The 17317-nt window shown below is 63.2% G+C and carries 10 protein-coding genes; 6 read left to right on the forward strand and 4 right to left on the reverse strand.

The genetic code is table 11. The features are described 5' to 3' along the window. Positions 1 to 47: 47 nt before the first annotated feature. The 3 genes from glgX (at position 48) to DM807_RS23050 (ending at position 4463) form a co-directional block, all read left to right on the forward strand. The gene (glgX, locus tag DM807_RS23040) at positions 48 to 2201 is read left to right on the forward strand and encodes a glycogen debranching protein GlgX (RefSeq protein ID WP_012273256.1); all 2154 of its coding nucleotides are present in this window, start codon (positions 48 to 50) and stop codon (positions 2199 to 2201) included. Positions 2202 to 2273: 72 nt separating this feature from the next. Next, positions 2274 to 3068, forward strand: a complete 795-nt coding sequence (locus DM807_RS23045) for an endonuclease/exonuclease/phosphatase family protein (protein WP_012273257.1) — start codon at positions 2274 to 2276, stop codon at positions 3066 to 3068. Positions 3069 to 3386: 318 nt separating this feature from the next. Next, on the forward strand, positions 3387 to 4463 hold the full coding sequence (locus DM807_RS23050; RefSeq protein WP_012273258.1) for an autotransporter domain-containing protein: 1077 nt from the start codon (positions 3387 to 3389) through the stop codon (positions 4461 to 4463). Between the two features lie 123 nt (positions 4464 to 4586). Here DM807_RS23050 and glgB read toward each other — a convergent pair whose 3' ends face one another. The 3 genes from glgB to DM807_RS23065 are packed head-to-tail and all read right to left on the reverse strand — an operon-like array spanning position 4587 to position 12183. Continuing rightward, positions 4587 to 6797 (reverse strand): 1,4-alpha-glucan branching protein GlgB, encoded by a 2211-nt coding sequence (gene glgB, locus DM807_RS23055; RefSeq protein WP_179027961.1) that lies wholly within the window; start codon positions 6795 to 6797, stop codon positions 4587 to 4589. After that, positions 6794 to 10114 carry a maltose alpha-D-glucosyltransferase gene (gene treS / locus DM807_RS23060; RefSeq protein WP_179027962.1) on the reverse strand — a complete coding sequence of 1107 codons (3321 nt, stop codon included), beginning with the start codon at positions 10112 to 10114 and terminating at the stop codon, positions 6794 to 6796. Before treS ends, glgB begins: the two co-directional genes overlap by 4 nt. 50 nt (positions 10115 to 10164) lie before the next feature. Further along, positions 10165 to 12183 carry an alpha-1,4-glucan--maltose-1-phosphate maltosyltransferase gene (locus DM807_RS23065; protein ID WP_179027963.1) on the reverse strand — a complete coding sequence of 673 codons (2019 nt, stop codon included), beginning with the start codon at positions 12181 to 12183 and terminating at the stop codon, positions 10165 to 10167. A gap of 139 nt (positions 12184 to 12322) precedes the next feature. Between DM807_RS23065 and DM807_RS23070 the strand changes: the two genes are divergently transcribed. Then, complete coding sequence (locus DM807_RS23070; RefSeq protein ID WP_012273262.1) at positions 12323 to 12484, forward strand: hypothetical protein; 162 nt, start codon at positions 12323 to 12325, stop codon at positions 12482 to 12484. Between the two features lie 139 nt (positions 12485 to 12623). Here DM807_RS23070 and DM807_RS23075 read toward each other — a convergent pair whose 3' ends face one another. After that, entirely contained in the window at positions 12624 to 14306 is a 1683-nt protein-coding gene (locus tag DM807_RS23075; protein ID WP_012273263.1) for an AMP-binding protein, read from the reverse strand. A 219-nt stretch (positions 14307 to 14525) separates the two neighbouring features. Between DM807_RS23075 and DM807_RS23080 the strand changes: the two genes are divergently transcribed. After that, entirely contained in the window at positions 14526 to 15689 is a 1164-nt protein-coding gene (locus DM807_RS23080) for an isovaleryl-CoA dehydrogenase (RefSeq protein WP_012273264.1), read from the forward strand. Between the two features lie 20 nt (positions 15690 to 15709). After that, positions 15710 to 17317, forward strand: a complete 1608-nt coding sequence (locus DM807_RS23085; protein ID WP_012273265.1) for a carboxyl transferase domain-containing protein — start codon at positions 15710 to 15712, stop codon at positions 17315 to 17317.

The following is a 17317-nucleotide window of genomic DNA, read 5'->3' on the forward strand; positions in this document are numbered from 1 at the left end:
GGGCAGGACTGCACAATCCCCTCCACCACGGCCATACGAGGACCGCCATGAGCCCCCGCACCCCAAAGAAAACCCGCTCGGTCGCACCGTCGCGCATCCGCGAAGGCATGCCCTTTCCCCTCGGTGCCACCTGGGATGGCCTTGGGGTTAACTTCGCCCTGTTCTCGGCCAACGCCACCAAAGTCGAGCTGTGCCTGTTCGATTCCACCGGCGAACAGGAAATCGAGCGCATCGAGCTGCCCGAATACACCGACGAGATCTACCACGGCTACCTGCCCGACGCTCACCCTGGCCTGGTCTATGGCTACCGGGTATACGGCCCGTACGAGCCGGAAAACGGCCACCGCTTCAACCCCAACAAACTGCTGATCGACCCCTATGCCAAGCAACTGGTCGGCAGCCTGAAATGGTCCGAAGCGCTGTTTGGCTACACCATCGGCCACCCCGATGGCGACCTGTCGTTCGACGAGCGCGACAGTGCGCCCTTCGTCCCCAAGTGCAAGGTGATCGACCCGGCCTTCACCTGGGGCCGCGACCAACGCGTGCTGATCCCCTGGGAACGCACGATCATCTACGAGGCGCACACCCGTGGCATCAGCATGCGCCACCCGGCGGTACCGGAAGCGCTGCGCGGCACTTTTGCCGGCCTGGCCAATGACGAACTGCTCAAGCACATCAAGGACCTGGGCGTCTCCAGCATCGAGCTGTTGCCGATTCACGCCTTCGTCAACGACCAACACCTGCTGGACAAAGGCCTGAACAACTACTGGGGCTACAACAGCATCGCCTTTTTCGCCCCGCACCCGCGCTACCTGGCCAGCGGCAAGATTGCCGAGTTCAAGGAAATGGTCGCCCACCTGCACGACGCCGGGCTCGAGGTGATCCTGGACGTGGTCTACAACCACACCGCCGAAGGCAACGAGCGCGGCCCGACCCTGTCGATGCGCGGTATCGACAACGCCTCGTACTACCGCCTGATGCCGGACGACAAGCGCTACTACATCAACGATTCCGGCACCGGCAACACCCTGGACCTGAGCCACCCCTGCGTGCTGCAGCTGGTCACCGATTCGCTGCGTTACTGGGCGGGTGAAATGCACGTTGACGGCTTCCGCTTCGACCTGGCGACCATCCTTGGCCGCTACCACGACGGCTACAGCGAGCGTCATGGCTTCCTCGTCGCCTGCCGCCAGGACCCGATGCTGAGCCAGGTCAAGCTGATTGCCGAGCCCTGGGACTGCGGCCCCGGCGGCTATCAGGTGGGTAATTTTGCCCCTGGCTGGGCGGAATGGAACGACCGCTTCCGCGACACCGCACGCGCCTTCTGGAAAGGCGATGAAGGCCAGCTCGCCGATTTTGCCGCACGCTTGACCGCCTCGGGCGACATGTTCAACAACCGTGGGCGGCGGCCGTATTCCTCGGTCAACTTCATCACCGCCCACGATGGTTTCACCCTGCGCGACCTGGTGTCGTACAACCACAAGCACAACGAAGACAACGACGAGAACAACCAGGACGGCACCGACAACAACCTGTCGTGGAACTGCGGCGTCGAAGGACCGACCGACGACCCGGGGATCAATGCCCTGCGCATGCGCCAAATGCGCAACTATTTCGCTACCCTGCTGCTGGCCCAGGGCACGCCGATGATCGTCGCCGGTGACGAATTCAGCCGCACCCAGCACGGCAACAACAACGCCTACTGCCAGGACAGCGAGATCGGTTGGGTGAACTGGGACCTGGATCAGCAAGGCGAAGAGCTGCTGGCCTTCGTCAAGCGCCTGACCCGTCTGCGCCTGGCCTACCCGGTGCTGCGCCGCTCACGTTTCCTGGTGGGCGATTACAATGAGGCGATCGGGGTCAAGGATGTGACTTGGCTGGCGCCGGATGGTAGCGAGATGACTGTGGAGCAGTGGGAAGACCCGCACGGGCGCTGCCTGGGCATGCTGATCGATGGCCGCGCACAGGTCAGCGGCATCGCCCGGCCGGGCGCCGAGGCCACGGTGCTGCTGATCGTCAATGCCCACCATGACATCGTGCCTTTCAAGTTGCCGTCCGTGCCTGAAGGCGAGTACTGGAGCTGCCTGGTGGATACCGACCGGCCAGAGTTACGCAAAGGGCAGCATTTGCAGTTCGACAGCACGTTCGAGGTCAAGGGGCGGTCGATGCTGCTGATGGTGCTGCAGCGCGACGAGGAGTGAACCTGAGTAACTGGCGCATGTCCGTTATCTGTAGAAGCGGCCTTGTGTAAACCCATTGTTCGAGGAGTTACCGTGGACCCCGAAGCCGGCAGTGAAGGTTTCGCCAGCATCAACCAGGCCCCGGCCGTAAAACGCCTGCGGGTGCTGACGGTGAATACCCACAAGGGCTTCACCGCCTTCAACCGGCGCTTCATCCTGCCGGAACTGCGCGAGGCGGTGCGCAGCACCCAGGCCGATATCGTCTTCCTCCAGGAAGTGCTCGGTAGCCACGACCGCCACGCCGCCCGTTACCCCGGCTGGCCACAGACTTCGCAGTACGAATTCCTGGCGGACAGCATGTGGAGCGACTTCGCCTATGGCCGCAACGCGGTTTACCCCGACGGCCATCACGGCAATGCACTGCTGTCCAAATACCCGATCATCGAGCACCGCAACCTTGATGTGTCAATCACCGGGCCAGAGCGCCGTGGCCTGTTGCACTGCGTGCTGGATGTACCGGGGCAAGGCCAGGTACACGCGATCTGCGTGCACCTGTCGTTGCTGGAAAGCCACCGGCAAAAACAGCTGCAACTGCTGCGCAAATTGCTGGACGCGTTACCCGCCGATGCCCCGGTGATCATCGCCGGCGACTTCAACGACTGGAAAACCCACGGCAACCGCACGCTCGGCCTGCAACGCGACTTGCACGAGGCATTCGAGCGCCACCATGGGCACCTCGCCCGCACCTACCCTGCCCGCCTGCCGCTGCTGCGCCTGGACCGCATCTACCTGCGTAACGCCGAAAGCCATGGGCCGCGGATTTTGGGGCACAAACCTTGGTCGCACCTGTCAGATCACCTGCCGTTGGCGGTTGAAGTGCGCCTCTAGCAATCATTCTTCATAGCCAGGGCACGGCAAATAGCGAACCCCGCTATACCCTACTGTTTTGCTCAACAAAACAAGGGGTTGAGCATTACCACACAACATCAACACTTCCTTCACGCTTTCTTGACGCAAGCGGCCACCTCTCCTTAGCTGAACATTACCAAGTAGTAAAGATCTCGCGCCGGGCCTCTAGCTCGCGCCTTCGTGCGCGTTTGCGAAAGCCGGCGTGCTGGTTTGGGTCGCCCACTGTTTTTGCCGTACAGCTCGTGACAACAGGCCAGGTCCTTGGGCTGTACCCCACAAAAACAAAGGAGATCCGCCATGAAAAGCACCTCGAACCCCTTGCGCTTCGACAGCATTTTCTACGCGGTTTCCACGTCGCTGCTTCTGGCAACCCCGGTGGAAACTTTCGCGTACGAACTGCAGGATGACCCTATTTCGCCCGGCTTTCTGCAGCAGACAGCAGTGCCTCAGCTGTCGCTCGACCCGATCAGCGCCAGTGGCTTGAGCATCGGCACCCTGAACGCGTTCTCCCAAGCCATGACTGCACGTCACGGGCAGGCGGCACCGGACCTGGTCGCCAGCCAGTGGGCGCAGTTCTTCCCAACCACCTCGCGCAGTGTTTCACAGCCCCCAGACCAACTGGAGGCACCCAGCCAGCAACTGACAATCGGCCCGGACCTGTTCGTGCGTGAAACTGCAGCGGGCAATGTGCACCGCGCAGGGATTTTCGTGGGGCACAACAACCTGCAAAGCAGCTTCAACGGCATGCGCCCGCTGTTGGGCGACAAGCAGCGCAATGCCGTGAACCTGAGTGGGGAAAGCCTGGGTGTTTACTGGAGCATGACCCATGAACAGGGTTGGCACCTGGACGCCGTGGCCATGGGCTCGCGCATCGATGTGCTGGGCCGTGGTGAAAGCGGCCAACGACTGGACGACAGCGGCCACGCGATGACCTTCTCGGTGGAGGGCGGTTACCCGATCCGCCTGGGCGGCAACTGGGTGATCGAACCTCAGGCACAGTTGATAAATCAACAGTTCTTCCCTGGCAACCAGGTGCAGGAAGAGACCTTGCAGGCATTTGACAGCCAGCCAACCTGGAGCGGCCGTGTGGGTGCCAAATTGTCCGGTCGCTACGAAGTGCGTGGCATGCCCATCGAGCCCTATGTACGGACCAACGTGTGGTATGACTTCAGCAATGCCGATGAAGTGAAGCTGGACCAGGTCGACAAAATCTCCAGCTCGCGCTATTCGACCACGGTGGAACTGGGCTTGGGGCTGGTGGCACGGGTAACACCTTCAGTGGCCTTGTTCGTGAGTGCCGACTACAGCAGCGATGTGGATGACAATGATTTGAATGGGTTGATTGGCAGCCTTGGGGTGCGGATGCGGTGGTAGGCCTGTGCCATTGCTGGGGCCGCTGCGCGGCCCATCGCGACACAAGGCCGCTCCTACAGGGATCGCGTCAGCCTGTAGGAGCGGCCTTGTGTCGCGATGGGCTGCGCAGCAGCCCCAACAATCTCAGGCCGGTTTCAGTATCAGAACCCCAAGCGGCGGCAGGTTCAGCGCCAGCGACAATGGCTGCCCATGGCTGGGCAATGCCTCACTGGCCACTGCCCCCAGGTTGCCCACGTTGGACCCGGCATACAGCCCGGCATCGCTGTTCAGCAGCTCTTGCCAACGCTCGCCAAGCGGCACGCCAATACGGTAGCCCTCGCGCGGCACCGGGGTGAAGTTGGCCACCACCAGCACCGGCTCACCGCTGCTGCTCCAGCGCAGCCAGGCGTAGACGCTGTTTTGCGCGTCGTCACCGATCAGCCACTGGAAGCCCTGCGGCTGGCAGTCCTGCTCGTGCAGCGCCGGCACGTCGCGGTACAGGCGATTGAGGTCACCCACCAAGCGCTGCACGCCCTGGTGCTCGGGGTACTGCAGCAGGTACCAGTCCAGTTCGCTGTCGTGGTTCCACTCACGCCACTGGCCGAACTCGCACCCCATGAACAGCAGCTTCTTGCCCGGGTGCGCCCACATGAAGGTGAGGTAGGCGCGCAAGTTGGCGAACTTCTGCCAGCGGTCGCCGGGCATCTTGTCGATCAGCGAGTGCTTGCCGTGCACCACTTCGTCATGGGAGATGGGCAGGATGAAGTGCTCGGAATAGGCATAGATCAGCCCGAAGCTCATCTCGTTGTGGTGGAAAGTGCGGTGCACCGGGTCGTTCTGGATGTAATGCAGGGTGTCGTGCATCCAACCCATGTTCCACTTGTAGGCAAAGCCCAGGCCGCCCTGCTGGGTCGGCTGGCTGACGCCGGGCCAGGCGGTGGACTCCTCGGCGATGATCAGTGCCCCAGGGGCCTCGTGGGCAGCCACGCCGTTGAGGTGGCGGATGAAGTCGATGGCTTCCAGGTTCTCGCGCCCGCCATGGCGGTTGGGCACCCATTCACCGGCCTTGCGCGAATAGTCGCGGTACAACATCGAAGCCACTGCATCGACGCGCAGGCCGTCGATGTGAAAGTGCTTCAGCCAGTGCAACGCAGAAGCCATCATGAAACCACGCACCTCGTTACGGCCGAGGTTGTAGATGAGCGTGTTCCAGTCCTGGTGGTAGCCCTCCAGGGGGTTATCGTATTCGTACAGCGCAGTGCCATCGAACCGCGCCAGGCCGTGTTCGTCGGTGGGGAAATGCGCCGGCACCCAGTCCAGCAGCACACCAATGCCACCCTGGTGGCAGGCATCGATGAAGGCTGCGAAGTCCTCCGGGCTGCCGTAGCGCGAGGTGGGCGCGAACATCGACAGTGGCTGATAACCCCAGGAACCGCCGAAGGGGTGCTCCATGATCGGCAACAGCTCGATGTGGGTAAAGCCCAGTTCCTGCACATAGGGCACCAGCCGCTCGGCCAGTTCGCGCCAGTTGTAATAGCGCCCGACTTCACCCGCCTCGTCCAGCTCGCAGCGCCATGACCCTGGGTGCAGTTCGTAGATCGACAGTGGCGCGTTGTAGGCATGGCGCTGCGCGCGTTGCGCCATCCAGTCGTGGTCTTGCCAAGCGTGGCCAAGCTCACCGGCCACCTTGGACGCGGTGCTCGGCGGCAGTTCCGTGGCACGGGCCAGCGGGTCGGCTTTCAGCGGCAGTATGCCGTCCTTGCCGAGCACTTCGAACTTGTAGGTTTCACCCACACCCAAGCGCGGAATGAACAGCTCCCACACCCCGGCGCTGTGGCGCAGGCGCATGGGGTGGCGACGCCCATCCCAGTTGTTGAAGTCACCCACCACCGACACCCGCCGAGCGTTCGGCGCCCACACCGAGAAGCACACGCCGTCGATACCATCGACCTGGGTAGGCTGGGCGCCAAAGCGCCCGGACAAGTCTCGATGATTGCCTTCGGCGAACAGGTGAAGGTCCATGTCACCCAATTGTGGGCCAAAGCTGTAGGGGTCTTCGGTAATCTGATCGCCACCGGCCCAACCGATCTGCAACTGGTAGGGTTGTGCCTCATCAAGGTGCGCGCTGAACAACCCGGGCAAGCTGCCCTGCACCATTTCGGCAAGCACGCGCCCATCGTGGCGAGCCAGGATGCGCACATTCAGGGCACTGGGCAGGAAGGCGCGGACCACCTGGCCGCCTGCGCCGTCGCCATGGGGGCCGAGTACCGCAAATGGATCGGCGTGTTCGGCGCGGGCCAGGGCATCGAGGTCCCGTTGCCGAAGGCCACCGTTTTCACGCAATGTAACGTTCATTCTGACTCTCCCCAGGTACTGATCAATCCATGCAGGCCATGCAAAGGCACGGCCAGCCAACTCGGACGGTTCTCGGCTTCGTAGGTAATCTCGTAGGCGGCTTTTTCCAGGCAGAACAGCTCCAGAGCCGCGCGCTCGCCCTCGGCCCGCTGCCAGGCGTGGGGCATGGCGGCGGTGGCCAGGCCATAGGCTTCGACAAAGGCATGCCGCGACTGGTGCAGGTACTGCCGGGCAACCCGTTGCCGGGCCTGCCGCGCCGGGTCTGAAAGGTCCACCGCAGACGCGCTGCGCAAGATCATCGCAGCAGCATAGTCGAAGGATCGCAGCACGCCGCTGACATCCTTGTACGGGCTGTGTTTTGCCCGACGCTCTTCCAGCGGCCGGGCCGGCTCGCCTTCGAAATCGATCAGGTAGGCATCGCCTTGCACCACCAGCACCTGGCCCAGGTGCAGGTCGCCATGCACCCGCATCAACAGGCCGCCCTGGGCCTGGTCGGTCAGATTGTCGATGTGCTGGGCCAGGCCGTCGCGCTGCTGCTGCAGGTCATCGACCAGGGCCTGGCTATCGCGGTCGAGCGTGTCGCGGTGTTGGGCCAGCAGGTCGAGAGCGTGGGTCAGCTCGGCGCTGATCTGCGTGCTCCAACGCTGGCTGTCCTGCGCATTGCTGGGACGTGGCTGGAAGGCCGGGTCTTCGGTTGGCGCGGCCAGCAACAGGTGCATCTCGCCCAGGCGCTGGCCAAGCAAGGCAGCGAAGCCACTGAGCTCGGCCAGTGCGTCGGTGTGCGCCTCGGGGTCGCTGGTGGTGGGCTCCATCTGGTCGCGAATGGCCCGTTCAAGGGTGTTCTGGGTCCAGCCCCAGGCATCGCCCTGGTTGTTCAGGTAACCCTGGGCAATCATCAGCAGGTGCGGTGCCTGCTGCTCATCCACTCGGCTGACCCAGGCCAGCAGCGGCGAGATGTTGGCAAAGCCGGCGGCGGTCAGGTAGGCACTCATTTCCAGCTCTGGATGAACACCTGGGTTGACCCGGCGGATCAGCTTGAGCACCACCCGGTCGCCGATCACTACCGAACTGTTGGACTGTTCGGCGCTGAGGTAGCGCACTTCACTTTCCTCGTCGAGCGCCAGGCCGGCCAATTGCGCCGTGCATTCGAAGCGCAATTCACCCTCAGCGTTGTCGCATGGCAGGCGCAGGCCATCTTGGCAGGCAAGCATCACGGCGCGGATGAACGGCTCCAGCACGAAGGCATCTGTGATCAAGCCAACCTGGTGGGCGCGGCGCACCCGCGACAAGGCCAACTGCTGCGGCAGCGCGGTAGTGATCTGCTCCTCGCGCAGCAGGCCGAACGGCAGTTGGTAGCGGGTGGCCGTGCCGTCGCTGCGCACTTCGATTTCACTGAGCAGCACCGGTGTGGTGGCAGTGCCAAAACGCACGCCGTAACACAGGCGCACGGCGTCGATCGGCCCTTCCTTGCCGGCGAACCAACGCCGCTTGGGCAGGTATTGCGGCAGGATGGTGGCTTGCAGGGTATCGCTTGAAGGTGCTTCCAGTAGTTCTTCCATGCGCTTGCGCAGTACCAGCGTGGTCAATTCAGGTAACCCCTCGGTGGGCTGGATATGCCAGCTGGGCATGCGGTCACGGCTGGCCAGCAGGAACCAGTAGAAGGCATAGGGTGGCAAGGTCAGCAGGAACGGCAACTGGCCAATGGGCGGGAAGGCGCTGCCGCCGAGCATCTCCACCGGTACTTTGTCGGCGAAGTGTGACAATTCCAGTTCTGCGGCCTGGGCAGCGCGCGACACGTTGGCCACGCACAGAATGACCTCGGTGTTGCCGTCGACATCGGTGTACTCGCGGACGTAGGCGAGAATGCGCCGGTTGCTGGGCGTGAGCGTGCGCAGGCTGCCGCGGCCAAAGGCCTTCTGCTGCTTGCGCACCGCCAGCATGCGCCGGGTCCAGTTCAGCAGTGAATGCGGGTCGTGGCTTTGCGCTTCGACATTGACGGTCTGGTAGCCGTACAGCGGGTCCATGATCGGCGGCAGCACCAGGCGCTGCGGGTCGGCGCGGGAGAACCCGCCGTTGCGGTCCGGCGACCACTGCATGGGCGTACGCACGCCATCGCGATCACCCAGGTAGATGTTGTCGCCCATGCCCAGTTCGTCGCCGTAATACAGGGTTGGCGTGCCGGGCATCGACAGCAGCAGGCTGGTGAGCAGCTCGATGCGTCGACGGTCACGCTGCAGCAGCGGCGCCAGGCGCCGGCGGATACCCAGGTTGATGCGCGCGCGGCGGTCTTCGGCGTAGTAGTTCCACAGGTAGTCGCGCTCGCGGTCGGTGACCATTTCCAGGGTCAGCTCATCGTGGTTGCGCAGGAAAATCGCCCATTGGCAGTTGGCGGGAATTTCCGGGGTCTGGCGCAGGATGTCGGTGATCGGGAAGCGGTCTTCCATGGCCAGGGCCATGTACATGCGTGGCATCAACGGAAAGTGGAAGGCCATGTGACATTCGTCGCCCTCGCCTTCACCGAAGTATGGACGCGTGTCTTCCGGCCACTGGTTGGCTTCGGCCAGCAGCATGCGGTCGGGGTAGTTGGCGTCGATTTCGGCGCGGATCGCCTTGAGCACGTCGTGGGTTTCGGCGAGGTTCTCGTTGTTGGTGCCGTCGCGTTCGATCAGGTACGGGATGGCGTCCAGGCGCAGGCCGTCGACACCCAGGTCGAGCCAGAAGCGCATCACGCCGATCACCGCCTTGAGTACTTGCGGGTTGTCGAAGTTGAGGTCTGGCTGGTGCGCGTAGAAGCGGTGCCAGAAGTACTGGCCGGCGACCGGGTCCCATGTCCAGTTGGACTTTTCGGTGTCGAGGAAGATGATGCGCGTGCCGTCGTATTTCTGGTCGTCGTCCGACCACACGTAGAAATCGCGCGCCTTGCTGCCGCGTTTGGCATGGCGGGCACGCTGAAACCACGGGTGCTGGTCGCTGGTGTGGTTGATGACCAGCTCGGTGATCACCCGCAAGCCGCGCTTATGTGCCTCGGCGATGAAACGCCGGGCATCGCCCAGGCTGCCATAGTCGGGGTGCACGGCTTTGTAATCGGCGATGTCGTAGCCGTCATCGCGCCGAGGCGAGGGGTAGAACGGCAGCAGCCACAGGGTGTTGACGCCCAGCTCGGCGATGTAGTCGAGTTTGCTGATCAGGCCGGCGAAGTCGCCGATACCATCATTGTTCGAATCGAAGAACGACTTGATATGCAACTGGTAGATGACGGCGTCCTTGTACCACAGCGGGTCGTCGATGAAGGCTGCCGTGCGGGCACGCTTGGCCATGTGCGACTCCTTGCATTTTCCAGGTTGAGCGGGCACGCCCGCTCCCACTTTCACCTAGCCTTTTCGATACGCCAGATTCCGAATGGCTGGTGCCAAGGCTCGATGCGCATGAACTGGGTCTTGCCGTACCACGACCACCGATGGCCGTTCATCAGGTCTTCGCCATGGGTTTCGGCGTTGTCATCCAAACCAAGCTCCCACAGCGGCAGCTCGAAGTGCGCTTCCTGGGCGTTGTGCGGGTCGAGGCTGATCGCCACCAGGATGTAGTTGTCGCGCTCGGCCGTGCGCTTGGCGAAGTACAGGATGTTGTCGTTCCAGCAGTTGAAAAACGCCACGCCCAGATGCGTTTGCAAAGCACGGTTCTGCCGGCGGATGCGGTTGAGCTGGGCGATCTCGGCAATGATGTTGCCGGGCTGGGTGAAATCACGCGGGCGAATTTCGTACTTCTCCGAATCCAGGTACTCCTCCTTGCCAGGCAGCGGCGTGCCTTCGCACAGCTCGAAACCCGAGTACATACCCCATAGGCCCGAGCCCATGGTCGCCAGCGCCGCGCGAATGAGGAAGCCGGCGCGTCCAGAGGTGTGCAGGAAGTACGGGTTGATGTCCGGTGTGTTGACGAAGAAGTTGGGGCGATAGCACTGGCTCCACGGCGGCTGGTTGAGCTGCTCGTAGAATTCACGCAGCTCCTGCTTGGTGTTGCGCCAGGTGAAGTAGGTATAGCTTTGCGCGTAGCCGACCTTGCCCAGGCGCGCCATCATCGCCGGCCGGGTAAACGCTTCGGCGAGGAAGATGACGTCGGGGTGCTGGCTACGCACATCGGCGATCAGCCATTGCCAGAACGGCAGTGGCTTGGTGTGCGGGTTGTCGACGCGAAAGGTTTTGACCCCCTCCTCGACCCAGCCGATGATCACATCGCGCAGGGCCAGCCACAAACTCGGCACCGCGTCGGGGGCATAGAAGTCGACGTTGACGATGTCCTGGTACTTCTTCGGCGGGTTTTCGGCATAGCGGATGGTGCCGTCGGGGCGCCAGCTGAACCAGCCCGGATGCTCCTTGAGCCAGGGGTGGTCCTGCGAACACTGGATGGCGAAGTCGAGGGCGATTTCCAGGCCGTGCTCCGCCGCAGCGGCGACCAACCGGCGAAAATCTTCGCGACTGCCCAGTTGCGGGTGGATCGCATCGTGGCCGCCTTCGGCGCTGCCGATCGCGTAAGGGCTGCCGGGGTCGCCAGGCTCGGCATGCAGGGCATTGTTGCGGCCCTTGCGGTGCTGCATGCCGATGGGGTGGATGGGCGGGAAGTACAACACGTCGAAGCCCATGTCGCGAATCATCGGCAGGCGTTCGTGCACGTCGTTGAAGGTGCCGTGGCGCTGCGGGTCGTCGGTGATCGAACGCGGGAACAGTTCGTACCAGCTGGCAAATTGCGCCGCCGGGCGGTCGACATCGACCGGAAATTCACGGCTGCGGGCCAGGTAACTGCGGTGTTCGGCTTCGCTCATCAGGCGGGCGGTGGTTGGGTCGAGAAACAACGCCACCTGGTCGTCGGGACCGAGTGTAGCCAGGCGCTGCTGCACGGCCTCAAGTTCCTCGTGCAGGGCGCCGCTGCACAGTTCGAGGCCTTTGCTCAGCAGCAAACGGCCCTCTTCCAGCTCCAGTTTCACCTCGACGCCGGCGTGGTATTTTTTCTCCAGGTCGTGGCAATAAGTGGCAAACGGGTCGATCCAGGCCTCGATACTGAACAGGTGCGGGCCAAGTTCGGTGGGGATGAACTCGGCCAGCCACAGGTCGTTGCCCGGCGAGTGCATGGGCACGCAATGCCAGCGGCGGCTGTTGGCCTGGCGCCAGTTGAGCATCACCGCCAGGCGGTCGTGGCCATCGCAATAGACCTTGCTGCCGACGACCACCGGCTGGCCACTGATGGCCTTGGCGGCGAAGGTGCCGGCTTCGAGCACCGGTTGGGTGTCTTCGATCACGATGCGTGGCGCGAGCAACGCCTGGGATAGGCTGATGGCCTGGTCCGGGTGATCGTTCGCCGTGGGCACGTTTTCAAAGGGCTCGTTACGTGACATCGACCTTGCTCCCTCAGGCTGGTGGCGGTAAGGGTTCAGAGCCAGGCACAAGCGCGGGGTTCAAAAAAATTGAGCGAACGGCAACTGCCAGCGGTCAGAGCCTGCAGCACCTCTTCATTCACCCACGCGAGGTCAGGCCATGAACATTCCCATTCCACCGGAAACCCCCGATCCCAACATCGACGACCCGAGCTTGCCGCCGCCCGTGCCAGAAGAAGAACCGGACGAGCTGCCGATCAAGCCGACCATGCCACCGACGGTGGGCGACCCGCCGAGCCAGGAGCCACCGGTGAAGGCTTAAGGGTAGACCAGGATTGTGTACTGGCAGGACCGGCCTCTTCGCGGGTAAACCCGCTTCCACAGGGATTGCGCCAACCTTGCAAGTGGCGCCGTACTGTGGGAGCGGGTTTACCCGCGAAAGGGCCGGTTGACCCAACCCATCAACCCGCAGATACCGCCGAGATTTCCGCCACACTAATCTCCCGCATGCGGAACTTCTGCACCTTGCCGGTCACCGTCATCGGGTATTCCTCAACAAAACGAATATGCCGAGGCACCTTGAAGTGGGCGATGCGTGCCTTGCACCAACCCTGCAGTTCCTCGACCGTGGCGCTATGCCCTGGGTGCAGCTTGATCCAGGCCACGATTTCTTCACCATAGCGGCTGCACGGAATGCCGATCACCTGCGCATCGGCCACCGCCGGGTGGGTATAGAAGAACTCTTCCAGCTCACGCGGGTAAATGTTCTCACCGCCACGAATGATCATGTCCTTGTTGCGCCCGACGATGCGCACGTGCCCATGTTCATCCATCACCGCCAGGTCGCCCGAATGCATCCAGCCCGCCGGGTCGATGGCGTCCGCCGTGGCCTGGGGGTTGTCCCAGTAGCCGAGCATCACGCTGTAGCCACGGGTGCACAGTTCACCGATCTCACCGCGCGGGACGATGCAGCCGTCGGCGTCCACCAGCTTGTTTTCCAGCTGCGGCTGGGTGCGGCCGACGGTGGTCACGCGCAGTTCCAGGTCGTCGTCCGGGCCGGTCTGCAGCGACACCGGGCTGGTTTCGGTCATGCCGTAGGCAATCTGCACTTCGGCCATGTGCATCTGGTCGATGACCCGGCGCATCACCTCGATCGGGCAGGTGGCACCGGCCATGATGCCACTGCGCAGGGTCGACAGGTCCATCTGCGCACGCGACGGGTGGTCGAGCATGGCGATGAACATGGTCGGCACGCCATAGAGGATGCTGGCGCGCTCCTCGGCCACGGCGCGCAGGGTAAGCTCGGCGTCGAAGGCGTCGTTGGGGTAGATCATGGTGCTGCCGTGTGTGATGCAACCGAGGTTGGCCATGACCATGCCGAAGCAGTGGTACAGCGGCACCGGGATCACCATACGGTCGCGCTCGGTCAGCCCCAGGCTTTCGCCGACCATGAAACCGTTGTTGAGGATGTTGTAGTGACTGAGGGTGGCACCCTTGGGCGCGCCGGTGGTGCCGGAGGTGTACTGGATGTTCACCGGCTGGTCGAACTGCAGGCTTTGCTGGCGAGCGCTGCAGGCCTCTGGCGAGGTCTGCCCTGCCCACTCGGGCAATGCGTGCCAGGGCAGGAAGCCGGCAGGCGGGTTGGCGGCCAGGCTGATCACACCGCGCAACGCTGGCAGGCGCTCACTGGCCAGTTCACCTGGCTTGGCGCTGGCCAATTCAGGCACCAGTTCCTGAACCATGGCATGGTAATCAGACGTCTTGAAGGCATCGGCACACACCAGCCAGCGACAGCTGGACTGGCGCAACACGTATTCCAACTCGCCCACGCGATAGGCAGGGTTGATGTTGACCAGGATGGCCCCGACCTTGGCGCTGGCCAGTTGCAAAATGCACCATTGCGCGCAGTTGGGCGACCAGATACCGACACGCTCGCCGGTGTTCACGCCCAGGGCCATGAGCGCGCGTGCATGGTTTTCGACCTGTGCGGCCAACTGCCGCCAGCTGTAGCGCAGGCCTTGATGGCGCGACACCAGCGCCTCGCTGTCGGCACAGCGGGCCACGGTGGCATCGAAGGCCTGGCCGATGGTCTGGGTCAGCAAGGCTTGGTCCTGGCGACCGCGGGTATAACTCGGTTGACTCATGGGTGTCCCTTCTTGTGGTTGTTCTGGGCACGGCTGAAGCAAGCGGGAATACTCTGGCGCAGATTTACGTTTACGTAAAGGTGATGAGTGGATTGACAGTGATCGCACGCAGGTTTACGTTAACGTAAAGGTGATGAACGACACCGGGTCTCGCAGGGCCGGCGGATTGCCCTGACGCTACGGTGTAACCCCATTTCAAGAACAAGAAGGTGCCCCAGCATGCATTACCCCTCCCTGAACTTCGCCCTGGGCGAGACCATCGACATGCTCCGCGACCAGGTGCGTACCTTCGTCGCCGCCGAACTGGCCCCGCGCGCCGCTCAAATCGACCACGACAACCTGTTCCCCGCCGACATGTGGCGCAAGTTCGGTGACATGGGCCTGCTGGGGATCACCGTCCCGGAAGAATACGGTGGCGCTGGCCTGGGCTACCTGGCCCATGTGGTCTCGATGGAAGAAATCAGCCGTGGCTCGGCCTCGGTGGCACTGTCCTATGGCGCCCACTCCAACCTGTGCGTCAACCAGATCAACCGCAACGGTACCCACGAGCAGAAGCTCAAGTACTTGCCCAAGCTGATCAGCGGCGAGCACATCGGCGCCTTGGCCATGAGCGAGCCCAATGCCGGCTCCGATGTGGTGTCGATGAAACTGCGTGCGGAAAAGCGCGGCGACCACTACGTGCTCAACGGCAGCAAGACCTGGATCACCAACGGCCCCGACGCCAACACCTACGTGATCTACGCCAAGACCGACCTGGACAAGGGCGCGCACGGCATCACCGCCTTCATCGTCGAGCGTGACTGGAAAGGCTTCAGCCGCAGCAACAAGTTCGACAAGCTTGGCATGCGTGGCTCCAACACCTGCGAGCTGTTCTTCGACGACGTGCAAGTGCCGGCAGAAAACATCCTGGGCCAACTCAATGGCGGCGTGCGCGTGCTGATGAGTGGCCTGGACTACGAGCGTGTGGTGCTGTCCGGCGGCCCGACCGGCATCATGCAAAGCTGCATGGACCTGGTGGTGCCCTACATCCATGACCGCAAGCAGTTCGGCCAGAGCATCGGCGAGTTCCAGCTGATCCAGGGCAAGATCGCCGACATGTACACCCAGCTCAATGCCAGCCGCGCCTACCTGTATGCCGTGGCCCAGGCTTGCGACCGTGGCGAGACCACCCGCAAGGACGCTGCCGGCGTCATCCTGTACACCGCCGAACGCGCCACGCAAATGGCCCTGGAGGCGATCCAGATTCTCGGTGGCAACGGCTATATCAACGAATTCCCGGCTGGCCGCCTGCTGCGCGACGCCAAGCTGTACGAAATCGGCGCTGGCACCAGCGAAATTCGCCGGATGCTGATCGGCCGCGAACTGTTCAACGAAACCCGCTGAGCATACAGGGACGGGCGCACATGGCTACCTTGCACACCCAGATCAACCCACGTTCGGCGGAATTCGCCGGCAACAGTGCGGCGATGCTCGAACAGGTCCAGGCCCTGCGCGGCCTGCTCGCCCAGGTCGCCCAGGGCGGCGGCCCCAAGGCCCAGGAACGGCATACCTCGCGCGGTAAACTGCTGCCGCGCGAGCGTATCGACCGCCTGCTGGACCCTGGCTCGCCATTCCTCGAGATCGGCCAGCTGGCCGCCCATGAGGTGTACGGCGAAGACGTGCCGGCTGCGGGCGTGATTGCCGGCATCGGCCGCGTCGAAGGCGTGGAATGCATGATCGTGGCCAATGACGCCACGGTAAAGGGCGGTTCCTACTACCCACTGACGGTGAAGAAGCACCTGCGCGCGCAAACCATCGCGCTGCAAAACCGCCTGCCGTGCATCTACCTGGTGGACTCGGGCGGCGCCAACCTGCCACGCCAGGACGAAGTGTTCCCCGACCGCGAGCATTTCGGGCGGATTTTCTTCAACCAGGCCAACATGAGCGCGCAAGGTATTCCACAGATTGCCGTGGTGATGGGGTCGTGCACCGCTGGCGGCGCCTACGTACCGGCCATGGCCGACGAAGCGATCATGGTGCGCCAGCAGGCGACCATCTTCCTGGCTGGCCCGCCCTTGGTGAAAGCCGCAACCGGTGAAGTGGTCAGCGCCGAAGACCTGGGTGGCGCCGATGTGCATTGCCGTACCAGCGGCGTGGCCGACCATTATGCCGACAATGACGAGCACGCTCTGGCCATTGCCCGGCGCAGCGTGGCCAACCTCAACTGGCACAAGCTGGGCAAGCTGCAACGCCTGGCACCGGTGGCGCCGCTGTATGCCGCCGATGAACTGTATGGCGTGGTGCCAGCGGATGCCAAGCAACCGTTCGACGTGCGCGAAGTGATTGCGCGGCTGGTCGATGGCTCGGTTTTCGATGAGTTCAAGGCCCTGTTCGGCACTACGCTGGTGTGCGGCTTCGCCCACCTGCACGGTTACCCGGTAGCGATCCTGGCCAACAACGGCATTCTGTTCGCCGAAGCGGCGCAAAAGGGTGCGCACTTCATCGAGCTGGCCTGCCAGCGCGGTATCCCACTGCTGTTCCTGCAGAACATCACCGGCTTCATGGTCGGCAAAAAGTACGAAGAAGGCGGCATCGCCAAGCACGGCGCCAAGCTGGTTACCGCCGTGGCGTGTGCCCAGGTGCCGAAATTCACGGTAATCATCGGTGGCAGCTTCGGCGCCGGCAACTACGGCATGTGCGGCCGCGCCTACGACCCGCGCTTCCTGTGGATGTGGCCCAACGCACGGATCGGCGTGATGGGCGCCGAACAAGCCGCCGGGGTTCTGGCCCAGGTCAAGCGCGAGCAAAGCGAACGCAGCGGCCAGCCGTTCAGCGCCGAGGATGAAGCCAGGCTCAAGCAGCCGATCCTCGACCAGTACGAGCATCAAGGCCACCCCTACTACTCCAGCGCCCGCCTGTGGGACGACGGTGTCATCGACCCGGCACAGACCCGCGACGTGCTCGGCCTGGCGTTGTCTGCCGCGCTGAACGCGCCGATCGAACAGAGCCGCTTCGGCATTTTCCGGATGTGA

Origin of the sequence: Pseudomonas hunanensis (genome assembly GCF_013393325.1) — a bacterium.
GTDB classification, from domain to species: domain Bacteria; phylum Pseudomonadota; class Gammaproteobacteria; order Pseudomonadales; family Pseudomonadaceae; genus Aquipseudomonas; species Aquipseudomonas putida_P.

What these genes read in the sequence shown, in the direction of transcription:
- DM807_RS23070 (WP_012273262.1), top strand. Translation starts at nt 12,323, where the DNA reads ATGAACATTCCCATTCCACCGGAAACCCCCGATCCCAACATCGACGAC.
- DM807_RS23050 (WP_012273258.1), top strand. Translation starts at nt 3,387, where the DNA reads ATGAAAAGCACCTCGAACCCCTTGCGCTTCGACAGCATTTTCTACGCG.
- DM807_RS23080 (WP_012273264.1), top strand. Translation starts at nt 14,526, where the DNA reads ATGCATTACCCCTCCCTGAACTTCGCCCTGGGCGAGACCATCGACATG.
- glgB (WP_179027961.1), bottom strand. Translation starts at nt 6,797, where the DNA reads ATGAACGTTACATTGCGTGAAAACGGTGGCCTTCGGCAACGGGACCTC.
- glgX (WP_012273256.1), top strand. Translation starts at nt 48, where the DNA reads ATGAGCCCCCGCACCCCAAAGAAAACCCGCTCGGTCGCACCGTCGCGC.
- treS (WP_179027962.1), bottom strand. Translation starts at nt 10,114, where the DNA reads ATGGCCAAGCGTGCCCGCACGGCAGCCTTCATCGACGACCCGCTGTGG.
- DM807_RS23075 (WP_012273263.1), bottom strand. Translation starts at nt 14,306, where the DNA reads ATGAGTCAACCGAGTTATACCCGCGGTCGCCAGGACCAAGCCTTGCTG.
- DM807_RS23065 (WP_179027963.1), bottom strand. Translation starts at nt 12,183, where the DNA reads ATGTCACGTAACGAGCCCTTTGAAAACGTGCCCACGGCGAACGATCAC.
- DM807_RS23085 (WP_012273265.1), top strand. Translation starts at nt 15,710, where the DNA reads ATGGCTACCTTGCACACCCAGATCAACCCACGTTCGGCGGAATTCGCC.